This is a genomic window from Pedococcus sp. 2YAF34, assembly GCF_052114585.1.
In the GTDB taxonomy this organism is placed as follows: domain Bacteria; phylum Actinomycetota; class Actinomycetes; order Actinomycetales; family Dermatophilaceae; genus Pedococcus.
In genome coordinates this window covers 16,855-35,766 of sequence record NZ_JBFRFA010000021.1, presented here as the reverse complement: position 1 = coordinate 35,766, position 18,912 = coordinate 16,855, and the positions used below count along the sequence as shown (strand labels likewise).

The following is an 18,912-nucleotide window of genomic DNA, read 5'->3' as shown; positions in this document are numbered from 1 at the left end:
ATGGCTACCAAGACCGTCGCTGCTGACCTGCCCGCCGAGATCTTCGACGTCCAGGTCAACGTGCCGCTGATCCACCAGGTCGTCGTGGCGCAGATGGCTGCCGCACGCCAGGGCACCCACTCCACCAAGACCCGCGGCGAGGTCCGCGGCGGTGGGCGCAAGCCCTACCGCCAGAAGGGCACCGGCCGCGCCCGCCAGGGCTCGACCCGTGCGCCGCAGTTCGCCGGTGGTGGCGTCGTCCACGGCCCGCAGCCGCGTGACTACTCCCAGCGCACGCCCAAGAAGATGAAGGCCGCCGCCCTGCGTGGCGCCCTGTCCGACCGGGCCCGTCACGACCGCGTCCACGTGGTCGACTCCCTGGTCACGGCCGACGCGCCGTCGACCAAGGACGCGGCCGCGCTGCTGGCCGGCCTCACCACCCGGACCAACGTGCTCGTGGTGCTCGACCGCAGCGACCTGGTGTCGCTGAAGTCGGTGCGCAACCTCGAGGGCGTCCACGTCCTGGCCGCCGACCAGCTCAACACCTACGACGTGCTGATGTCCGATGACGTCGTCTTCACCAAGGCCGCCCTGGACGCGTTCGTGTCCGGTGCCCAGCCCGTCGGTGGCGTCGTCGAGGTCGAGGTCGAGGTCGAGGTGACCGAGGCCGCGGCCGAGAAGCCCGCCAAGAAGGCCGCCGCGAAGAAGTCCGCTGCTGCCAAGGCCGACAAGGCCGACAAGCCCGCGAAGGCTGCCAAGGCCGAGACCGCGGATGAGGAGGATGGCAAGTGAGCACGCTCGCTGCAGGCAAGGACCCCCGCGACATCCTGATCGCTCCGGTCGTGTCGGAGAAGTCGTACTCGCTGCTCGACCAGGGCAAGTACACCTTCATCGTCGACCCGCGGGCCAACAAGACCGAGATCAAGATCGCCGTTGAGCGTGTCTTCGGTGTCAAGGTCGACTCCGTGCACACCCTCAACCGTGTCGGCAAGACCCGTCGCACGCGGTTCGGCATCGGCAAGCGCAAGGACACCAAGCGTGCGATCGTCACCCTCCGCGAGGGCTCGATCGACATCTTCGGTGCCGGCGCCTGACCAGGACGCTGAAGAGACGTTAGGGACTTAGAACATGGGTATCCGCAAGTACAAGCCGACGACGCCTGGGCGTCGAGGCTCCAGCGTTGCCGACTTCGTCGAGGTCACGCGCTCCACTCCGGAGAAGTCGCTGGTCCGTCCACTGACGAAGTCCGGTGGACGCAACAGCAACGGCCGCATCACGACCCGCCACATCGGTGGGGGTCACAAGCGCGCCTACCGCGTCATCGACTTCCGTCGCCACGACAAGGACGGCGTGCCGGCCAAGGTCGCTCACATCGAGTACGACCCCAACCGCACCGCACGCATCGCCCTGCTGCACTACGCCGACGGTGAGAAGCGCTACATCCTGGCCCCCAAGGGCCTGGAGCAGGGCGCCAACATCGAGAACGGCCCCGGTGCCGACATCAAGCCCGGCAACAGCCTGCCGATGCGCAACATCCCGACCGGTACGGTCATCCACGCCGTCGAGCTGAAGCCCGGTGGCGGCGCGAAGATCGCCCGTTCGGCCGGTGTGCGTGTGCAGCTCGTCGCGAAGGACGGCCCCTACGCGCAGCTGCGTATGCCGTCCGGTGAGATCCGCAACGTCGACCTGCGCTGCCGCGCCACGGTCGGCGAGGTGGGCAACGCCGAGCAGTCCAACATCAACTGGGGCAAGGCCGGCCGCATGCGCTGGAAGGGCAAGCGCCCGACCGTCCGTGGTGTCGCCATGAACCCGGTCGACCACCCGCACGGTGGTGGTGAGGGCAAGACCTCCGGTGGTCGCCACCCGGTCAGCCCCTGGGGTCAGGCCGAGGGCCGCACCCGCCGCCCCGGCAAGCCGAGCGACAAAATGATCGTGCGCCGCCGTCGTACTGGCAAGAAGCGCTGAGAAGGAGCCTGAAGAAACATGCCTCGTAGCTTGAAGAAGGGCCCCTTCATCGACGACCACCTTCAGAAGAAGGTCGACGTCCAGAACGAAGCGGGCACCAAGACAGTCATCAAGACCTGGTCGCGTCGGTCGGTCATCAGCCCCGACATGCTCGGTCACACCTTTGCCGTGCACGACGGCCGCAAGCACGTCCCGGTGTTCGTCACCGAGTCGATGGTCGGCCACAAGCTCGGCGAGTTCGCGCCGACCCGCACGTTCAAGGGTCACGTGAAGGAAGACAAGAAGGGGCGTCGTCGCTGATGGCCGCCCCCACCGAGAACAAGGACAACGTGATGGAAGCCAAGGCGAGCGCGCGGCACGTCCGCGTCACGCCCCAGAAGGCGCGTCGCATCATCGACCTCATCCGCGGCAAGCAGGCCGTCGAGGCCGTCGCGACGCTGCGGTTCGCCCCGCAGTCGGCGTCCGACCCGATCCAGAAGGTGCTCGAGAGCGCCATCGCCAACGCGCGGGTCAAGGCCGACAAGGCGTCTGAGGCGTTCGACGAGCGCAACCTCGTCATCAGCGCCGCCTACGTCGACGAGGGCCCGACGATGAAGCGGTTCCGCCCGCGTGCCCAGGGCCGCGCGGCCCGCATCAACAAGCGGACCAGCCACATCACCGTGGTCGTCACGCCGAAGACCCCCAAGGGAGGCACCCGCTAATGGGCCAGAAGGTCAACCCGCACGGCTTCCGCCTCGGCATCACCACCGAGCACAAGAGCCGCTGGTTCGCTGACTCCACCAAGGAGGGGCAGCGTTACCGCGACTACGTCAAGGAAGACGTCGCCATCCGCAAGCTCATGTCCGAGGGCATGGAGCGGGCAGGCATCTCCCGCGTCGAGATCGAGCGCACCCGTGACCGCGTCCGTGTGGACATCCACACCGCGCGTCCCGGCATCGTCATCGGTCGCCGCGGCGCCGAGGCCGACCGCATCCGTGGCGAGCTCGAGAAGCTCACGGGCAAGCAGGTGCAGCTGAACATCCTCGAGGTCAAGAACCCCGAGGTCGACTCCCAGCTCGTCGCGCAGGGCATCGCCGAGCAGCTCTCTGCTCGTGTGTCGTTCCGCCGCGCGATGCGCAAGGGCATGCAGTCCGCCACCCGCGCCGGCGCCAAGGGCATCCGTGTGCAGGTCTCCGGCCGCCTCGGCGGCGCGGAGATGTCCCGCACGGAGTTCTACCGTGAGGGTCGCGTCCCGCTGCACACCCTGCGTGCGCAGATCGACTACGGCTTCTACGAGGCCCGCACCACCTTCGGGCGCATCGGCGTCAAGGTGTGGATCTACAAGGGCGACGTCACCGCTCGCGAGCTGGCCCAGCAGCAGGCTGCTGCGCCGCGCCCGAGCCGTGGCCCGCGTCGCGACGGCGCCGACCGTCCGGCCCGCGCTCGTCGCGAGCGTCCGGAGGCCGCCGCCACCGAGACCGCTGCTGAGGCACCCGCCGTCGAGGCGACCGCCGCCAGCACTGAGGGAGAGCAGTCCTGACATGTTGATTCCTCGTCGAGTCAAGCACCGCAAGCAGCACCACCCGGGTCGCTCGGGCGCTGCGAAGGGTGGCACGAAGATCGCGTTCGGCGACTACGGCATCCAGGCCCTCGAGCCCGCCTACGTCACCAACCGCCAGATCGAGTCCGCTCGTATCGCGATGACGCGTTACATGAAGCGTGGCGGAAAGGTGTGGATCAACATCTACCCCGACCGCCCGCTGACCAAGAAGCCCGCCGAGACCCGCATGGGTTCCGGTAAGGGTTCCCCCGAGTGGTGGATCGCCAACATCAAGCCTGGTCGCGTGATGTTCGAGGTCTCCGGTGTGTCCGAAGAGGTCGCCCGTGAGGCGATGCGTCTGGCGATGCACAAGCTCCCCATGAAGTGCCGCTTCGTTCGGCGTGAGGGTGGTGACATCTGATGGCAGTCGGATCCAAGGACCTGACGTCCGAGAACCTGCGTGGTCTCGACGACGAGCGTCTCGTCGACGAGCTGCGCAAGGCCAAGGAGGAGCTGTTCAACCTCCGGTTCCAGTCGGCCACCGGCCAGCTGGACAACCACGGGCGGCTGCGCGCGGTCCGCAAGGACATCGCACGCATCTACACCGAGCTGCGTGAGCGCGAGCTCGGCATCGGTGGGGCCACCCCGCAGAGCACGGAGAAGTCGGCATGAGCAAGAACGACAAGGATGAGGCCGTGACGGCGCAGGACCGCAACTACCGCAAGACCCGCCAGGGTTACGTGGTCAGCGACAAGATGGACAAGACCGTCGTGGTCGAGGTCGAGGACCGCGTCAAGCACGCGCTCTACGGCAAGGTCCTGCGGCGCTCGAGCAAGGTCAAGGCCCACGACGAGGACAACGCTGCCGGCATCGGCGACCGCGTCTCGATCATGGAGACCCGTCCGCTGTCGGCCACCAAGCGCTGGCGCGTGGTGGAGATCCTCGAGAAGGCCAAGTAGTCCTTTCAGGCCTGCACCACCCAAGCATCCGCCGCCACCGCGGCGTACCGGCCCCGGTCGGTATGCCGCGGGGGAGCGGCAACAGACCACCCACAGTTCGGCAAGGCTCACCGTGAGTGAGAACCAGCTCGACGACAGGAGTTAGACAGTGATCCAGCAGGAGTCGCGACTGCGTGTCGCCGACAACACTGGTGCCAAGGAGATCCTTTGCATCCGTGTTCTCGGTGGTTCCGGTCGTCGTTACGCCGGCATCGGTGACGTGATCGTCGCCGCCGTCAAGGACGCCATCCCCGGCGGCAACGTCAAGAAGGGCGACGTCGTCAAGGCCGTCATCGTGCGCACCACGAAGGAGCGTCGCCGCTCCGACGGCAGCTACATCAAGTTCGACGAGAACGCCGCCGTCATCCTCAAGGGCGACGGGGACCCCCGTGGCACCCGCATCTTCGGTCCCGTGGGCCGCGAGCTGCGTGAGAAGAAGTTCATGAAGATCATCTCGCTGGCGCCGGAGGTGCTCTGAGCCATGGCTGCAAAGATGAAGATCAAGAAGGGCGACCTCGTCCAGGTCCTCACGGGCAAGGACAAGGCCAAGCAGGGCAAGGTCATCGCCGTCTACCCGGAGACCCAGCGCGTGCTGGTCGAGGGTGTCAACCGCGTGACCCGCCACACGAAGGCCGGCCAGTCCGCCCGTGGCACCCGCACCGGTGGCCTTGTCGTCCAGGAGGCCGCGATCCACGTGAGCAACGTGGCGATCGTCGACCCGACCGAGAAGAAGCCGACCCGGGTCAAGACCCGCGTCGAGACCGTCGAGCGCAACGGCCGCGACAAGGCCGTCCGCACCCGCGTTGCGGTGCGCTCGGGCAAGGACCTGTGAGAGACATGACCGAGACTGCAACCACGCAGGCGCCCCGTCTGAAGACGCGGTACGCCGAGGAGATCAAGGGCCAGCTGCAGCAGCAGTTCGGCCACGCCAACGTCATGCAGGTGCCCGGCGTCGTCAAGGTCGTCGTGAACATGGGTGTCGGCGACGCCGCCAAGGACGCCAAGCTCATCGAGGGCGCCATCCGCGACCTGTCCGCCATCACCGGCCAGAAGCCGATCGTCACCCGGGCGCGCAAGTCCATCGCCCAGTTCAAGCTGCGCGAGGGCATGCCGATCGGTGCGCACACCACGCTCCGTGGCGACCGCATGTGGGAGTTCCTGGACCGCCTCGTGTCCGTGGCGCTGCCCCGTATCCGCGACTTCCGCGGCCTGTCGCCGAAGCAGTTCGACGGCAACGGCAACTACACCTTCGGCCTCACCGAGCAGTCGATGTTCCACGAGATCGACCAGGACCGCATCGACCGCGTGCGTGGCATGGACATCACCGTGGTGACCACCGCCACCAACGACGACGAGGGCCGCGCACTGCTCAAGGCGCTCGGCTTCCCCTTCAAGGAGAACTGACATGGCGAAGACCGCCCTGGTCAACAAGGCCAACAAGAAGCCGAAGTTCAAGGTGCGTGGCTACACCCGTTGCCAGCGCTGCGGCCGACCGCACTCGGTCTACCGCAAGTTCGGGCTGTGCCGTGTGTGCCTTCGCGAGATGGCCCACCGCGGCGAGCTGCCCGGCGTCACCAAGAGCTCCTGGTAAGAGAAGCTCAGCACCACCCCACCCATTGATTTCGTTCTACATCGCAGGTCGCAGCGCGAAGCGCAGTGAAACCGCGGTGAGAGAGGGCCGGAGAAGCCCATGACCATGACTGACCCGATTGCGGACATGTTGACCCGCGTCCGGAACGCCAACTCGGCGCACCACGACGCAGTCTCCATGCCGTTTTCCAAGCTGAAGTCCCACATCGCCGAGATCCTCCAGGCCGAGGGCTACATCGCCTCCTGGAAGGTCGAGGACGCCGAGGTCGGCAAGACGCTGACGATCGAGCTGAAGTACGGCCCCAACCGCGAGCGTTCCATCGCTGGCGTGCGGCGCGTGTCCAAGCCCGGTCTGCGCGTCTACGCCAAGTCGACGAACCTTCCCAAGGTCCTCGGTGGCCTCGGTGTGGCCATCATTTCCACCTCGTCTGGGCTCCTCACGGACCGCCAGGCGGCTTCCAAGGGTGTGGGCGGGGAAGTCCTCGCCTACGTCTGGTAAGGGGTATTCGACATGTCGCGTATCGGACGACTCCCGGTCGCCATCCCCAGCGGTGTCGACATCACCGTCGACGGCCAGACCGTCAAGGTGAAGGGCCCCAAGGGCGAGCTCAGCCACCGTGTGGCCGAGCCGATCACCGTCGAGAAGGGTGACGAGGCCCTCGAGGTCAAGCGCCCCAACGACGAGCGCCAGTCCCGTGCCCTGCACGGCCTGACCCGCTCGCTCATCAACAACATGGTCCTCGGTGTCACCGAGGGCTACGAGAAGAAGATGGAGATCCACGGCACGGGTTACCGCGTGGCCAACAAGGGCGGGAACCTCGAGTTCGCGCTCGGCTACAGCCACCCGATCACCGTCGAGGCCCCCGAGGGCATCTCCTTCGCCGTCGAGAACCCGACCCGCTTCGCGGTGCAGGGCATCGACAAGCAGCTGGTCGGCGAGGTTGCCGCGAACATCCGCAAGCTGCGCAAGCCCGACCCGTACAAGGGCAAGGGCGTGCGCTACGCGGGCGAGCACATCCGTCGCAAGGTCGGAAAGGCCGGTAAGTAAGTCATGGCAATGATCGTCAAGCGCGCCAAGGGCAAGTCCGCCGCACGCGGCCGCCGCCACCTGCGCCTGCGCAAGAAGGTGACCGGCACCGCCGTGCGTCCCCGCATGGTCGTCTCGCGCTCCTCGCGCCACGTCTTCGTCCAGGTCGTCGACGACACGGTTGGCAAGACCGTGGCCTCGGCCTCGACCATGGAGGCGGACCTGCGCACCTTCGAGGGTGACAAGACCGCCAAGGCCCGCAAGGTGGGCGAGCTGCTCGCCGAGCGTGCCAAGAGCGCCGGCATCGAGGCCGTCGTCTTCGACCGTGGCGGCAACCGCTACCACGGTCGCGTCGCGGCCATCGCCGAGGGCGCCCGCGAGGGTGGGCTGTCCCTGTGACCGGCACCGCAATGAACTCGACTGTTACTGAGATGAGGAACGTCTGATGCCCGGACCCCAGCGTCGAGGCACTGGAGCCGCTGGCGCCGCCGGAGGCGAGCGTGGCGACCGCCGCGACCGCCGCGACAACCGTCGTGACGGTGGCCGCGACCAGGCCGAGAAGAGCGCCTACGTCGAGCGCGTGGTGACCATCAACCGCGTCGCCAAGGTCGTCAAGGGTGGCCGCCGCTTCAGCTTCACCGCCCTCGTGGTCGTGGGCGACGGCGACGGCACCGTCGGCGTCGGCTACGGCAAGGCCAAGGAAGTTCCCGCCGCGATCGCCAAGGGTGTCGAGGAGGCCAAGAAGCAGTTCTTCAAGGTCCCGCGCATCCAGGGCACCATCCCGCACCCCGTGCAGGGTGAGGCCGCCGCGGGTGTCGTCATGCTGCGCCCCGCCGCCCCCGGTACCGGTGTCATCGCCGGTGGCCCGGTGCGTGCGGTGCTCGAGTGCGCCGGCATCCACGACGTGCTGAGCAAGTCGCTCGGCTCGGACAACGCGATCAACATCGTCCACGCGACGGTCGCGGCCCTGCAGGGCCTCGAGCGTCCGGAGGCCGTGGCTGCCCGCCGTGGCCTGCCCGTGGACCAGGTCGCCCCGGCCGCCATGCTGCGCGCCCAGGCTGCTGGCCGCGAGGCCGCCAAGGCAGGTGCCTGATGCGTCTCAAGGTGACCCAGACCCGTTCCGAGATCGGCGGCAAGCAGAACCAGCGTGACACGCTGCGCAGCCTCGGTCTGAAGCGCATTGGCGACGTCGTCGTCAAGGAGGACCGTCCCGAGATCCGCGGGATGGTCAAGACGGTGACCCACCTGGTCACCGTCGAGGAGGTTGACTGACCATGGCAGAGAAGAAGGCCACGACCAAGGCCGCTGCGAAGTCGGAGAAGTCCGTCGAGGGCGCAGCGCTGAAGCTGCACCACCTGCGTCCCGCCCCGGGTGCCAAGACCGCCAAGACCCGCGTGGGTCGCGGTGAGGGCTCCAAGGGCAAGACCGCCGGTCGCGGCACCAAGGGCACCGGCGCCCGCTACCAGGTGCCGGAGCGCTTCGAGGGTGGCGCCATGCCGCTGCACATGCGGCTGCCCAAGCTCCGCGGCTTCAAGAACCCGTTCAAGGTGGAGTACCAGGTCGTCAACCTGGACAAGCTCTCCGCCCTCTACCCGCAGGGCGGCGACGTGACCGTCGACGACCTCGTGGCCAAGGGTGCGGTCCGCGACAGCGCACCGGTCAAGGTGCTGGGCGACGGCGAGATCAGCGTCAAGGTCAACGTGACCGCTGACAAGTTCTCGGCCTCCGCCAAGGAGAAGATCGAGGCCGCCGGCGGCTCGGTCACCTCCGCCTGAGCACCACCACGTTCCACGGTATGCCGCGGTCTCACCGCTTCACGGTGAGCCCGCGGCATACCTGTTTGTCCTGATCGTCCCTCGCGGCCCGTCACGGGTCGTGTTGGATGACGACCGGCACGGCCCGCGGGGTATCGTGCCTAGGATTGCCTGACCGTCTCACCGCGTGGCCGATGCGCCCGCGTCACCCAGGAGGACCTGTGCTCACCGCCTTCACCCGTGCGTTCAAGACGCCGGACCTGCGCAGGAAGCTGCTGTTCACCCTCGCCATCGTCATCCTCTTCCGGCTCGGCTCGCACGTGCCGGTCCCGGGGGTCAGCTACACGGCGGTGCAGGCGTGCATCAAGAACGCGCCGACCAACTCCGGGGTGCTGGGCCTGGCCAACCTGTTCAGCGGTGGCGCACTGCTCCAGCTGTCGATCTTCGCGCTCGGGATCATGCCGTACATCACGGCGAGCATCATCGTGCAGCTCCTCACCGTGGTCATCCCACGGTTCGAGGCCCTCAAGAAGGAGGGCCAGCAGGGCCAGACGAAGATGACGCAGTACACGCGCTACCTGACGATCGGGCTCGCGATCCTGCAGTCCTCGACGCTGATCACGTTCGCCCAGAACCCGACGGCGCTGTTCGGCCCCGGCTGCACGAGCATCCTGCCCAACGACTCCATCCCGACCCTGGTCATCATGGTGCTCACCATGACCGCCGGCACCGGCGTGGTCATGTGGCTCGGCGAGCTCGTCACCGACAAGGGCATCGGCAACGGCATGTCGCTGCTGATCTTCACCTCGATCGCCAGCTCGTTCCCCGGCTCCCTGTGGGCGATCCAGCAGCAGGACGGCCGCTGGGACATCTTCGTCGGGGTCATCCTGCTCGGCTTCCTCATCATCGCGCTCGTCGTCTTCGTCGAGCAGAGCCAGCGCCGCATCCCGGTGCAGTACGCCAAGCGCCAGGTCGGCCGCCAGATGTACGGGGGCACGTCCACCTACATCCCGCTCAAGGTCAACATGGCCGGCGTCATCCCCGTGATCTTCGCCTCCTCCCTGCTCGCGCTGCCTTCGTTGCTGGCACAGTTCAACCGGTCGACCACCGGCAACCAGGCCGGCTGGGTGACGTGGATCGAGCAGCACCTCGTCCGGGGTGACCACCCGATCTACATGGCGCTCTACATCGGGCTGATCCTGTTCTTCACGTTCTTCTACGTGTCGATCACGTTCAACCCGGTGGAGGTCGCCGACAACATGAAGCGCTACGGCGGCTTCATCCCAGGTATCCGCGCCGGGCGACCCACGGCCGAGTACCTCGACTACGTGCTCACCCGCATCACCGTTCCCGGGGCCATCTACCTCGGCCTCATCTCGCTGATTCCGCTCATCGCGCTGGTGCTCGTCAACGCCAACCAGAACTTCCCGTTCGGTGGCACCTCGATCCTCATCATCGTCGGCGTCGGCCTCGAGACGGTGAAGCAGATCGAGTCCCAGCTGCAGCAGCGTCACTACGAAGGGTTCCTCCGGTAAATGCGCCTCATCATCCTCGGCCCGCCCGGCGCGGGTAAGGGCACCCAGGCCGCGAAGATCGCCGACGCGTTCGGCATCCCCGCCATCTCGACCGGCGACATCTTCCGCGCCAACATCAAGAACGAGACCGACCTCGGGCGCCAGGTGAAGGACATCCTGGCCTCGGGCGGCTACGTCACCGACGAGATCACCAACGCCATCGTGCGTGACCGCCTGTTCGAGGACGACGCCGAGAAGGGCTTCCTGCTCGACGGCTACCCGCGCACCTCGGCCCAGGTCGACGCCCTCGACGCCATTCTCGCCGAGCACGGCCACCAGCTCGAGGCGGTCCTCGAGCTCACCGTCGACGAGGACGCGGTCGTGTCCCGGCTGCTCAAGCGTGCCGAGATCGAGGGCCGCGAGGACGACACCGAGGCGGTCATCCGCGAGCGCCAGGCCATCTACCGCCGCGAGACCGCGCCGCTGACCGAGGTCTACGCCGGCCGCGGGCTGCTCGTGCAGGTCGACGGCATGGGCTCGGTCGACGAGGTCTTCGCCCGGATCAGCACCGCCCTCGAAGGGGTTGCTCGCTCCTGATGTTCGGCAGGTCCCGCATCGACACCAAGACGCCCGACCAGATCCTGCGCATGCGCAAGGCGGGTCTGGTCGTCGGCCAGACGCTCCAGCTCATGGCGCAGACCGTGCGGCCGGGGATGACCACCAAGCAGCTCGACGAGCTGGCCGAGGAGCACATCCGCGGCTGTGGGGCCACCCCGAGCTTCTTGGGCTACCACGGCTTCAAGGGCTCGTTGTGCACCTCGGTCAACGACGAGGTCGTCCACGGCATCCCGGGCTCCCGGGTGCTCGCCGAGGGTGACCTCATCTCGATCGACTGCGGTGCGATCGTCGACGGCTGGCACGGCGACGCCGCCATCTCGGTCATCGTCGGCGGCCGCGACGCGGGCCGGCCCGAGGACCTTGAGCTCATCGACGCCACCGAGGACTCCATGTGGGCCGGCATCGCCGCCCTGACGGTGGGGGAGTCGCTGTACGCCGTGGGCGCCGGGGTCGAGGACAGCGTCGTCGCCAGCGGTGAGCGGCAGGGGCGCGAGTACGGCATCGTCGAGGAGTACGTCGGCCACGGCATCGGCACGTCCATGCACATGGACCCCCAGGTGCCCAACTACCGCGTCCGCGACAAGGGCCCCACGGTGCGCTCCGGCGTGACGGTCGCCATCGAGCCGATGGTCACCCTGGGCTCGCCCGAGACCCGTGTGCTCGGCGACGACTGGACCGTGGTGACCACCGACGGCTCGCGCGCCGCCCACTGGGAGAACACCGTGGCGGTCACCGACGAGGGCCTGTGGGTGCTCACCGCCCTCGACGGTGGCAGGGAGCGGCTCGAGGCCGCCGGCGCCCCGTACGCCCCGCTGGGCTGAGCGCGCAGGCCCCCGTGGGGGCCGCTGAGCACGATTTCGTGCTGGGAACGGACTGACGTAGACTGTCACGTCGGCATGCGTGTGCGCGCGTGCCGGTTTCCATGCGTGTGTCCCAGCCTGGGGCAGACCGATGCAACGGATTGTGGAGGCTATGGCCAAGAAGGACGGTGTCATCGAGATCGAGGGCACGATCGTCGAGGCTCTCCCGAACGCGATGTTCAGGGTCGAGCTGTCGAACGGTCACAAGGTTCTCGCTCACATCTCGGGCAAGATGCGTCAGCACTACATCCGGATCCTCCCCGAGGACCGGGTCGTCGTTGAGCTGAGCCCGTACGACCTGACCCGTGGCCGGATCGTCTTCCGCTACCGCTAGCAGTCCGCACACCCCGCAAGACCTGCCGGCCCGTCCGGGACGGCAGTGCCAGATCGACTCGAAGCAGAGGCTATGAAGGTTCAGCCGAGCGTCAAGAAGATCTGCGACAAGTGCAAGGTGATCCGCCGTCACGGCCGGGTCATGGTCATCTGCGAGAACCTGCGCCACAAGCAGCGCCAGGGCTGAGCATGACCTGGGTCCCGCACGGGGCCTCCGCCCGGGTTCGCGCCCGAGCACGAGTCGCATCTCTTCGAGAAGCGCAGACAAGTGAATGACGCAGTACCCGGCCCCTGTGCGCGGCGTCGTCGACCGACGACATCCATGCCGACCAGGACGTCACCCCCGGCCCGGAGGCCGGGGACCGGTGCCCCGAGGAAAGCTTCGGGAACACGCCCGGACCGGTACTGCACCAGACCTCCGGTGAAACAAAGGAAACACACAACATGGCACGTCTTGTTGGTGTGGACCTCCCGCGCGAGAAGCGCGTCGAGATCGCTCTCACCTACATCTTCGGAGTGGGTCGTACCCGCTCCCAGCAGGCGTTGGCTGCCACCGGGGTCGACCCGAGCACCCGCGTCCGCGACCTCACCGACAACGACCTCGTCGCCCTGCGCGACTACCTCGAGGCCAACGTCAAGATCGAAGGTGACCTCCGCCGTGAGATCGCCGCCGACATCCGCCGCAAGGTCGAGATCGGCTCCTACGAGGGCCTGCGCCACCGTCGCGGCCTTCCCGTGCGTGGTCAGCGCACCAAGACCAACGCGCGCACCCGCAAGGGCCCGAAGCGCACCGTCGCCGGCAAGAAGAAGGTTGGTAAGTAATGCCTCCCAAGGCTCGTACCGCTGGCGCCAAGAAGGTGCGCCGCAAGGAGAAGAAGAACGTCGCCCACGGGCACGCTCACATCAAGAGCACGTTCAACAACACCATCATCTCGATCACGGACCCCACCGGCGCCGTGATCTCGTGGGCCTCCGCCGGCCAGGTCGGCTTCAAGGGCTCGCGCAAGTCCACCCCGTTCGCGGCGCAGATGGCTGCCGAGGCGGCCGCCCGTCGTGCCATGGAGCACGGCATGCGCAAGGTCGACGTCTTCGTCAAGGGCCCGGGCTCCGGTCGTGAGACCGCCATCCGCTCCCTGACCGCCACCGGCCTCGAGGTCGGCGCCATCAGCGACGTCACCCCCTCGCCGCACAACGGCGTCCGCCCGCCCAAGCGCCGTCGCGTCTGAGAACTGGGAGATAGAGAACACTCATGGCTCGTTACACCGGCCCCATCACCAAGAAGTCGCGTCGCCTCAAGGTCGACCTCGTCGGCGGCGACAAGAACTTCGAGCTCCGTCCCTTCCCGCCCGGCCAGCACGGCCGTCGCCGGATGCAGGAGAAGGAGTACCTCACCCAGCTGCAGGAGAAGCAGAAGGCCCGCTTCACCTACGGCGTCATGGAGAAGCAGTTCCGCGGTTACTACGAGGAGGCCTCGCGCCGCTCGGGCAAGACCGGTGAGACCCTGCTGCAGATCCTCGAGTCCCGCCTGGACAACGTGGTCTACCGCGCCGGCCTGGCCCGCACCCGTCGTGCGGCTCGCCAGCTCGTCACGCACGGCCACTTCGAGGTCAACGGCGTGCGCGTGGACGTCCCGTCCTACCGCGTCGAGCAGTACGACATCATCACCGTCCGCGCCAAGTCCGCGAACACCTTCCCGATCGAGCTGGCTCGCCAGACGTTCGGTGAGCGCCCCACGCCGGCCTGGATGCAGGTCGTCCCGGGCACGCTGCAGATCATGATCCACAGCCTGCCCGTGCGTGAGCAGATCGACACGATCCTCACCGAGCAGCTGATCGTCGAGCTCTACTCGAAGAACTGATCGCACGAGGTATGCCGCGGGGTCTCCCCGCGGCATACCTCGCCCTCGGTCGTGGCCCCGGACAGAGGGGGCACGCGACCTGGACCAACCGGTCCGAATTCCTCGGCGTCATATAGCGGTCGCCGACGAGAAAGGAATCACCCGTGCTCATCGCACAGCGCCCCACCCTCAGCGAAGAGGTCGTTGCGGACAACCGCAGCCGCTTCGTCATCGAGCCCCTCGAGCCCGGCTTCGGCTACACGCTCGGCAACTCCATGCGCCGCACGCTCCTGTCGAGCATCCCCGGCGCCGCCGTCACCAGCATCCGCATCGACGGTGTGCTGCACGAGTTCTCCACGATCCCCGGGGTCAAGGAGGACGTCACCGAGATCATCCTCAACATCAAGGGCCTGGTCGTCTCCTCGGAGCACGACGAGCCGGTCGTCATGTACCTGCGCAAGCAGGGTGCGGGCGCCGTCACCGCCGCGGACATCGCGCCGCCGGCCGGTGTCGAGGTGCACAACCCCGACCTGCACATCGCGACGCTCAACGGCAAGGGCAAGATCGAGATGGAGCTGACCGTCGAGCGCGGTCGCGGCTACGTCTCGGCCAACCAGAACAAGTCCGGTGACCAGGAGATCGGCCGCATCCCGGTCGACTCCATCTACTCGCCCGTGCTCGCCGTGACCTACAAGGTCGAGGCGACCCGTGTCGAGCAGCGCACCGACTTCGACAAGCTCATCGTCGACGTCGAGACCAAGAACTCGATGGCTCCCCGCGACGCCATGGCCTCTGCCGGCAAGACCCTGGTCGAGCTGTTCGGCCTGGCCCGCGAGCTCAACGTCGAGGCCGAGGGCATCGACATGGGCCCGTCGCCGACCGACGCCGCCCTGGCTGCCGACCTGGCCCTGCCGATCGAGGACCTCGACCTCACCGTCCGGTCCTACAACTGCCTCAAGCGCGAGGGCATCCACACCGTGGGTGAGCTCGTCGGGCGCAGCGAGGCCGACCTGCTCGACATCCGCAACTTCGGTGCGAAGTCGATCGACGAGGTCAAGGCCAAGCTCGTCGGCATGGGCCTGGCGCTCAAGGACAGCCCGCCCGGGTTCGACCCGAGCGCGATCGCTGACAACTACGGCGACTACGACGACGACTTCGCTGACGACGGCCGCGCGCTGGCCGAAGACGAGCAGCTCTGACCAACCGCCGCTGAGGTGGCGGCCGGGAAGCCGCCGCCTCACACACCAAGGAGAACCCAAACATGCCTACGCCCACCAAGGGTCCCCGTCTCGGCGGCGGTCCGGCTCACGAGCGGCTCATCCTGGCCAACCTGGCCAGCTCGCTCTTCGAGCACGACTCCATCACCACCACCGAGGCCAAGGCCAAGCGCCTGCGCCCGCTGGCCGAGCGTCTGGTGACGTTCGCCAAGCGCGGTGACCTGCACGCCCGTCGTCGCGTCCTGTCGGTCATCTCCGACAAGGGTGTCGTGCACCGTCTCTTCACCGAGATCGCGCCCGACATGGCCGAGCGCCCCGGCGGCTACACCCGCATCACGAAGATCGGCGCCCGCAAGGGTGACAACGCCCCCATGGCCGTGATCGAGCTCGTCCGCGAGCCCATCGCCAAGAAGGCCACGGTCAAGGAGGCGGAGGCCGCCACCAAGCGCTCCGCCAAGCAGGCCGAGGCCAAGGAGGCCGCGGCTGAGACCAAGGCCGCCGAGGACGAGGTCAAGGCCGAGGAGACCACCGAGGCGGTCGCGCTGCCCGAGGGTGCGATCGCTGCCAACGAGGACGGTTCCTCGCCTGACGAGGCCTACGTCGTCAAGGGCAACGCCGACTCCGGCAAGTACCACGAGGCCGACGGCCAGTGGTTCGAGCAGACGCAGGCCGAGTTCTGGTTCAAGTCCGCCGAGGACGCCGAGAAGGCCGGTTTCACCAAGGCCGGTTCCTGACCCGGGAGCCACCCGCTGCACCGTCGAAGGGCCGCTCACCCAACAGGGGGTGGGCGGCCCTTCGCCATCTCTGCGGTCCGGGAGTGGCCCGGGGTCACACGAGGGCGGGGCGGGTCCTGAAGACGCCTGCCAGCGGCAGGATGAGCAGGACCAGCACCATGGGGACGGCGAACCCGACGCGCAGTGAGTCCTGGCCGACCGCCCCGGTCAGCACCGCGCCGAGCAGACCCCCGACGTAGTTGAACTGGTTGAAGCGGGCGATGACGGCGTCCACCCGGGCCCGGCGGGCGTCGCCGTCGACGCCGCCTCCCGCGACGGCAGCCGCTGCGGAGAAGCTGAGCGGTGCGATGACCGCCACGGAGGCGCCGACGACGGTGAACCCGAGCACCGCGACCGCCCACCCCGGCGAGAAGACGATGACGGCGAGCCCGACGGAGGCGATGACCGCGCCGGTGCGCAGCAGGGCGACGGAGCCGAACCGCTCGACGGCCCGGTCGCCGAGCAACCGGGTCAGGCCACTGGCCACGAGGTAGGGGAGCGTGGCCAGCGGAAGCAGCCACGCGGGCGCACCGTGGGTCGAGCGCAGGAAGACCGGCCCCCACGTCGTCGCGGCGGTGTCGACCATGTAGAAGAGCACCATCGCGGCCCCGAGCAGGCCGAGGCGTCGCCACGGCACCTCGACGGCGACGGCGGCGGGCGCGTCGGCCTCGGCGGAGACGGCGTGCGGGAGCAGGGGTGCGGCCAGGACGAGCAGGGCGACCGCCGCCAGTGGCAGGAGCCCGGCGGTGAGCCCTGCCCCGGTCACCGCGATGGCCACGACCGTCCCGGCGATGCCGCCCACGGTCCAGGCGCCGTGGAAGGACGGCAGGATGGTTCGTCCCCACCGGTGCTCCAGGGCCACCGCCTGCATGTTGCCGGCCGCGTCGACCGCGCCGAGCCCCAGGCCGTAGACGGCGAGACCGGCCACGAAGACGGGCCGCTGCGGCGCGAGGGCGACCAGCGCCAGCCCCACGGCGATGAGCACGAACGCGGTGCGCAGCACGCGCGCACTGCCGAGCCGCACGGCGCCTGGCTCGGCGAGGACCGACCCGAGGCCGGCGAGCAGGACGACCATGAGCAGCAGTCCCGTCACGAACAGCTCGGAGAGGTCCCAGCGCTCCTGGAACCGTGGCAGCCGCGTCGTCACCGAGATGAAGAGCAGGCCCTGCGTCGCGAACGTCGCTGCGATGCCCAGGCGGTGGCGGGCGAGGTCGGCGCTGGGGTCGGTCGAGGTCCGCTGCAGGCTCACGGGGCCACTGTCCCAGACGGTCAGGGGAGGCGCGGGCCCACGCGCCGCGGCACCCGCACCCTCGAGCTCACCGGCGCCGACGCCACCGGCGCCGACGCCACCGGCGGGGACCTCGTCCACGGGCCGCGCACGGGGCTGTCCTGCAGCCGTCGCTAGGCTGCCGCCATGGTCGAGACGCCTGCGCCGGGGGACACGCTGCGCGTCCGGTTCGACCTCGCCTACGACGGCACCGACTTCTCGGGCTGGGCGGCCCAGCCGCGGCTGCGCACCGTCGAGGGTGAGCTGTCTGCAGCCCTGACCACGGTCCTGCGGGCCCCGGACCCGGTGCGGCTCACCGTGGCCGGGCGCACCGATGCCGGCGTGCACGCCCGGGGCCAGGTGGCCCACGCAGACGTCGCCCTCCAAGCCTGGCAGTCCCTCCCCGGACGGTCCGACCGCGCACCGGCCGAGGCGGCGCTGTCGCGGCTGCGCGGGGTGCTGCCCCCTGACGTGGTCGTGCACTCCGTACGGGTGGCGCCGGAGGGCTTCGACGCGCGCTTCTCTGCGCTGCGGCGCCGCTACCTCTACCGCCTCTGCGACGACCCCACGTCAGCAGACCCGTTGCGGCGCCGCGACACGGTGCTGCACAAGCGGACCCTGGACGCCGCAGCCATGGACGAGGCCGCCCGGCGGATGGTGGGGCTGCACGACTTCGCGGCGTTCTGCCGGCGGCGGGAGGGCGCCACGACGGTGCGCACACTGCTGGAGTACTCGTGGCTGCGCCTGGACGACGGGACGCTCGTCGCGACCGTGGTGGCCGATGCGTTCTGCCACTCCATGGTCAGGGCCCTCGTGGGGGCGGTCGTCCCCGTCGGGGAGGGGCGTCGCGACGCTGCCTGGCCGACCGAGGTCATGGCGGCCGGGCGACGAGACCCCGCGGTGGGCGTCATGCCTCCGCACGGTCTGTCGCTGGAGCAGGTCGTCTACCCCGACGACGCCGGGCTCGCCGCGCGCGCCGCCGAGTCACGCGCCGTACGCAGCCTGCCCGGGGGTCCCGGCGAGGCGGAGGGCGGGCGGGATGCGCCCGCTCAGGCGGTCTCGGGCAGCGGGGGACCGACCACCTCGAGCCCGTAGCGCGGCCCGACGACGTTCCAGCGCGCGATCTCCTCGCCCATCGGGCGGCCGTCGGCGCCCGGCAGCCGCCGTGCGGTGGCCGGGAGGCCCACCTCGTCGTAGAGGTCGAAGAGGTGCCCCGGGTCGGTGAGGCCGAGGAACCTGACGCCCTCGTCCCCGGTGACGCGGAAGGCGTGGGGGACGTGGGCGGGGAGCCAGATGAAGTCGCCCTCGGCCAGGTGGAAGATGTCGTCGCCGGCGCGGTAGGTCATGGTCCCGGACAGGATGTAGAAGGCTTCGGCCTCGCGGGTGTGGCGGTGCAGCGGCGTCGCCGTCCCGACCGGCTGGGTGACCAGGGCGACGCCGACGAGACCTCCGGACTCCTCGGCGGTGAGCAGGTGCTCGAACAGGCTGCCCATGGCCCAGGTGCCCCGGGCGCTGCCGGCGGGGCGGTGCACCACCTGCGAATCCGTCGTGCCGGACGGGTCAGTTGAATCATCCGCATCAGCGCGGCTCGCGATGGCGTCGACGTCGGACATGGAAGCCTCCTCGTCCATTTCGCCCGAACCAGATTCCGGCGAATATTG

The 18,912-nt window shown here is 68.7% G+C and carries 30 protein-coding genes and 2 pseudogenes; 30 read left to right on the top strand and 2 right to left on the bottom strand.

The window, feature by feature from the left end:
* From rplD to rplQ, 29 genes and pseudogenes are all read left to right on the top strand, one after another.
* Nucleotides 1–672 (top strand): annotated as a pseudogene (gene rplD, locus AB4Z02_RS12340) (50S ribosomal protein L4); the annotation flags it as partial.
* Nucleotides 673–767: 95 nt separating this feature from the next.
* A complete protein-coding gene (gene rplW, locus AB4Z02_RS12335) occupies nucleotides 768–1,073 on the top strand; it encodes a 50S ribosomal protein L23 (RefSeq protein WP_056883297.1) in 306 nt (101 codons plus the stop codon).
* Between the two features lie 34 nt (nucleotides 1,074–1,107).
* Nucleotides 1,108–1,944 carry a 50S ribosomal protein L2 gene (gene rplB / locus AB4Z02_RS12330; protein ID WP_056883298.1) on the top strand — a complete coding sequence of 279 codons (837 nt, stop codon included), beginning with the start codon at nucleotides 1,108–1,110 and terminating at the stop codon, nucleotides 1,942–1,944.
* A gap of 18 nt (nucleotides 1,945–1,962) precedes the next feature.
* Entirely contained in the window at nucleotides 1,963–2,244 is a 282-nt protein-coding gene (gene rpsS / locus AB4Z02_RS12325) for a 30S ribosomal protein S19 (protein WP_056883299.1), read from the top strand.
* 32 nt (nucleotides 2,245–2,276) lie between these two features.
* Nucleotides 2,277–2,645 carry a 50S ribosomal protein L22 gene (gene rplV / locus AB4Z02_RS12320; protein ID WP_056884063.1) on the top strand — a complete coding sequence of 123 codons (369 nt, stop codon included), beginning with the start codon at nucleotides 2,277–2,279 and terminating at the stop codon, nucleotides 2,643–2,645.
* Entirely contained in the window at nucleotides 2,645–3,463 is an 819-nt protein-coding gene (rpsC, locus tag AB4Z02_RS12315; protein WP_056923995.1) for a 30S ribosomal protein S3, read from the top strand. Before rplV ends, rpsC begins: the two co-directional genes overlap by 1 nt.
* Before the next feature lies 1 nt (nucleotide 3,464).
* Nucleotides 3,465–3,884, top strand: a complete 420-nt coding sequence (rplP, locus tag AB4Z02_RS12310) for a 50S ribosomal protein L16 (protein ID WP_056883301.1) — start codon at nucleotides 3,465–3,467, stop codon at nucleotides 3,882–3,884.
* Nucleotides 3,884–4,096, top strand: a pseudogene (rpmC, locus tag AB4Z02_RS12305) (50S ribosomal protein L29); the annotation flags it as partial. The gene rplP and the pseudogene rpmC, both read left to right, overlap by 1 nt.
* A 35-nt stretch (nucleotides 4,097–4,131) precedes the next feature.
* Nucleotides 4,132–4,422, top strand: a complete 291-nt coding sequence (rpsQ, locus tag AB4Z02_RS12300; protein ID WP_441971261.1) for a 30S ribosomal protein S17 — start codon at nucleotides 4,132–4,134, stop codon at nucleotides 4,420–4,422.
* Nucleotides 4,423–4,570: 148 nt separating this feature from the next.
* Nucleotides 4,571–4,939 carry a 50S ribosomal protein L14 gene (gene rplN / locus AB4Z02_RS12295; RefSeq protein WP_056883304.1) on the top strand — a complete coding sequence of 123 codons (369 nt, stop codon included), beginning with the start codon at nucleotides 4,571–4,573 and terminating at the stop codon, nucleotides 4,937–4,939.
* A gap of 3 nt (nucleotides 4,940–4,942) precedes the next feature.
* A complete protein-coding gene (rplX, locus tag AB4Z02_RS12290) occupies nucleotides 4,943–5,293 on the top strand; it encodes a 50S ribosomal protein L24 (RefSeq protein ID WP_056883305.1) in 351 nt (116 codons plus the stop codon).
* A gap of 5 nt (nucleotides 5,294–5,298) precedes the next feature.
* The gene (gene rplE / locus AB4Z02_RS12285; protein WP_056883306.1) at nucleotides 5,299–5,865 is read left to right on the top strand and encodes a 50S ribosomal protein L5; all 567 of its coding nucleotides are present in this window, start codon (nucleotides 5,299–5,301) and stop codon (nucleotides 5,863–5,865) included.
* A gap of 1 nt (nucleotide 5,866) precedes the next feature.
* Nucleotides 5,867–6,052: a type Z 30S ribosomal protein S14 gene (locus tag AB4Z02_RS12280; RefSeq protein WP_056883307.1), complete on the top strand. Its 186-nt coding sequence runs from the start codon at nucleotides 5,867–5,869 to the stop codon at nucleotides 6,050–6,052.
* 99 nt (nucleotides 6,053–6,151) lie between these two features.
* The gene (gene rpsH / locus AB4Z02_RS12275; RefSeq protein ID WP_056883308.1) at nucleotides 6,152–6,550 is read left to right on the top strand and encodes a 30S ribosomal protein S8; all 399 of its coding nucleotides are present in this window, start codon (nucleotides 6,152–6,154) and stop codon (nucleotides 6,548–6,550) included.
* Between the two features lie 12 nt (nucleotides 6,551–6,562).
* A complete protein-coding gene (gene rplF, locus AB4Z02_RS12270; protein ID WP_056883309.1) occupies nucleotides 6,563–7,099 on the top strand; it encodes a 50S ribosomal protein L6 in 537 nt (178 codons plus the stop codon).
* A 3-nt stretch (nucleotides 7,100–7,102) separates the two neighbouring features.
* Nucleotides 7,103–7,477 (top strand): 50S ribosomal protein L18, encoded by a 375-nt coding sequence (rplR, locus tag AB4Z02_RS12265; RefSeq protein ID WP_056883310.1) that lies wholly within the window; start codon nucleotides 7,103–7,105, stop codon nucleotides 7,475–7,477.
* Nucleotides 7,478–7,523: 46 nt separating this feature from the next.
* Nucleotides 7,524–8,171: a 30S ribosomal protein S5 gene (rpsE, locus tag AB4Z02_RS12260; RefSeq protein ID WP_056883311.1), complete on the top strand. Its 648-nt coding sequence runs from the start codon at nucleotides 7,524–7,526 to the stop codon at nucleotides 8,169–8,171.
* Nucleotides 8,168–8,350 carry a 50S ribosomal protein L30 gene (gene rpmD, locus AB4Z02_RS12255; protein ID WP_056884064.1) on the top strand — a complete coding sequence of 61 codons (183 nt, stop codon included), beginning with the start codon at nucleotides 8,168–8,170 and terminating at the stop codon, nucleotides 8,348–8,350. Before rpsE ends, rpmD begins: the two co-directional genes overlap by 4 nt.
* Nucleotides 8,351–8,352: 2 nt before the next feature.
* The gene (gene rplO, locus AB4Z02_RS12250; RefSeq protein WP_082590327.1) at nucleotides 8,353–8,853 is read left to right on the top strand and encodes a 50S ribosomal protein L15; all 501 of its coding nucleotides are present in this window, start codon (nucleotides 8,353–8,355) and stop codon (nucleotides 8,851–8,853) included.
* A gap of 200 nt (nucleotides 8,854–9,053) precedes the next feature.
* A complete protein-coding gene (gene secY, locus AB4Z02_RS12245; protein WP_441971256.1) occupies nucleotides 9,054–10,367 on the top strand; it encodes a preprotein translocase subunit SecY in 1,314 nt (437 codons plus the stop codon).
* Nucleotides 10,368–10,943 carry an adenylate kinase gene (locus tag AB4Z02_RS12240; RefSeq protein ID WP_441971254.1) on the top strand — a complete coding sequence of 192 codons (576 nt, stop codon included), beginning with the start codon at nucleotides 10,368–10,370 and terminating at the stop codon, nucleotides 10,941–10,943.
* Nucleotides 10,943–11,785: a type I methionyl aminopeptidase gene (gene map / locus AB4Z02_RS12235; RefSeq protein ID WP_056883314.1), complete on the top strand. Its 843-nt coding sequence runs from the start codon at nucleotides 10,943–10,945 to the stop codon at nucleotides 11,783–11,785. The genes AB4Z02_RS12240 and map overlap by 1 nt, the downstream gene beginning before the upstream one ends.
* A 151-nt stretch (nucleotides 11,786–11,936) precedes the next feature.
* Nucleotides 11,937–12,158 (top strand): translation initiation factor IF-1, encoded by a 222-nt coding sequence (infA, locus tag AB4Z02_RS12230; protein WP_013493543.1) that lies wholly within the window; start codon nucleotides 11,937–11,939, stop codon nucleotides 12,156–12,158.
* 72 nt (nucleotides 12,159–12,230) lie between these two features.
* The gene (gene rpmJ, locus AB4Z02_RS12225; protein WP_010148647.1) at nucleotides 12,231–12,344 is read left to right on the top strand and encodes a 50S ribosomal protein L36; all 114 of its coding nucleotides are present in this window, start codon (nucleotides 12,231–12,233) and stop codon (nucleotides 12,342–12,344) included.
* A 257-nt stretch (nucleotides 12,345–12,601) separates the two neighbouring features.
* A complete protein-coding gene (gene rpsM / locus AB4Z02_RS12220) occupies nucleotides 12,602–12,979 on the top strand; it encodes a 30S ribosomal protein S13 (protein WP_056883315.1) in 378 nt (125 codons plus the stop codon).
* Nucleotides 12,979–13,383: a 30S ribosomal protein S11 gene (gene rpsK / locus AB4Z02_RS12215; RefSeq protein WP_056883316.1), complete on the top strand. Its 405-nt coding sequence runs from the start codon at nucleotides 12,979–12,981 to the stop codon at nucleotides 13,381–13,383. The genes rpsM and rpsK overlap by 1 nt, the downstream gene beginning before the upstream one ends.
* A gap of 23 nt (nucleotides 13,384–13,406) precedes the next feature.
* Entirely contained in the window at nucleotides 13,407–14,015 is a 609-nt protein-coding gene (rpsD, locus tag AB4Z02_RS12210; RefSeq protein ID WP_056883317.1) for a 30S ribosomal protein S4, read from the top strand.
* 143 nt (nucleotides 14,016–14,158) lie between these two features.
* Nucleotides 14,159–15,193 (top strand): DNA-directed RNA polymerase subunit alpha, encoded by a 1,035-nt coding sequence (locus AB4Z02_RS12205; RefSeq protein ID WP_056883318.1) that lies wholly within the window; start codon nucleotides 14,159–14,161, stop codon nucleotides 15,191–15,193.
* Between the two features lie 62 nt (nucleotides 15,194–15,255).
* The gene (rplQ, locus tag AB4Z02_RS12200) at nucleotides 15,256–15,945 is read left to right on the top strand and encodes a 50S ribosomal protein L17, sunset domain variant (RefSeq protein ID WP_056883319.1); all 690 of its coding nucleotides are present in this window, start codon (nucleotides 15,256–15,258) and stop codon (nucleotides 15,943–15,945) included.
* Between the two features lie 94 nt (nucleotides 15,946–16,039).
* On the opposite strand, the gene AB4Z02_RS12195 is transcribed toward rplQ, so the two are convergent.
* Complete coding sequence (locus tag AB4Z02_RS12195; RefSeq protein ID WP_441971250.1) at nucleotides 16,040–17,233, bottom strand: MFS transporter; 1,194 nt, start codon at nucleotides 17,231–17,233, stop codon at nucleotides 16,040–16,042.
* Between the two features lie 165 nt (nucleotides 17,234–17,398).
* On the opposite strand from AB4Z02_RS12195, the gene AB4Z02_RS12190 reads away from it, so the two are divergent.
* The gene (locus tag AB4Z02_RS12190) at nucleotides 17,399–18,346 is read left to right on the top strand and encodes a tRNA pseudouridine synthase A (protein WP_441971248.1); all 948 of its coding nucleotides are present in this window, start codon (nucleotides 17,399–17,401) and stop codon (nucleotides 18,344–18,346) included.
* On the opposite strand, the gene AB4Z02_RS12185 is transcribed toward AB4Z02_RS12190, so the two are convergent.
* Complete coding sequence (locus AB4Z02_RS12185; RefSeq protein WP_162253898.1) at nucleotides 18,301–18,864, bottom strand: cupin domain-containing protein; 564 nt, start codon at nucleotides 18,862–18,864, stop codon at nucleotides 18,301–18,303. The genes AB4Z02_RS12190 and AB4Z02_RS12185 overlap by 46 nt on opposite strands.
* Between the last annotated feature and the right edge of the window lie 48 nt (nucleotides 18,865–18,912).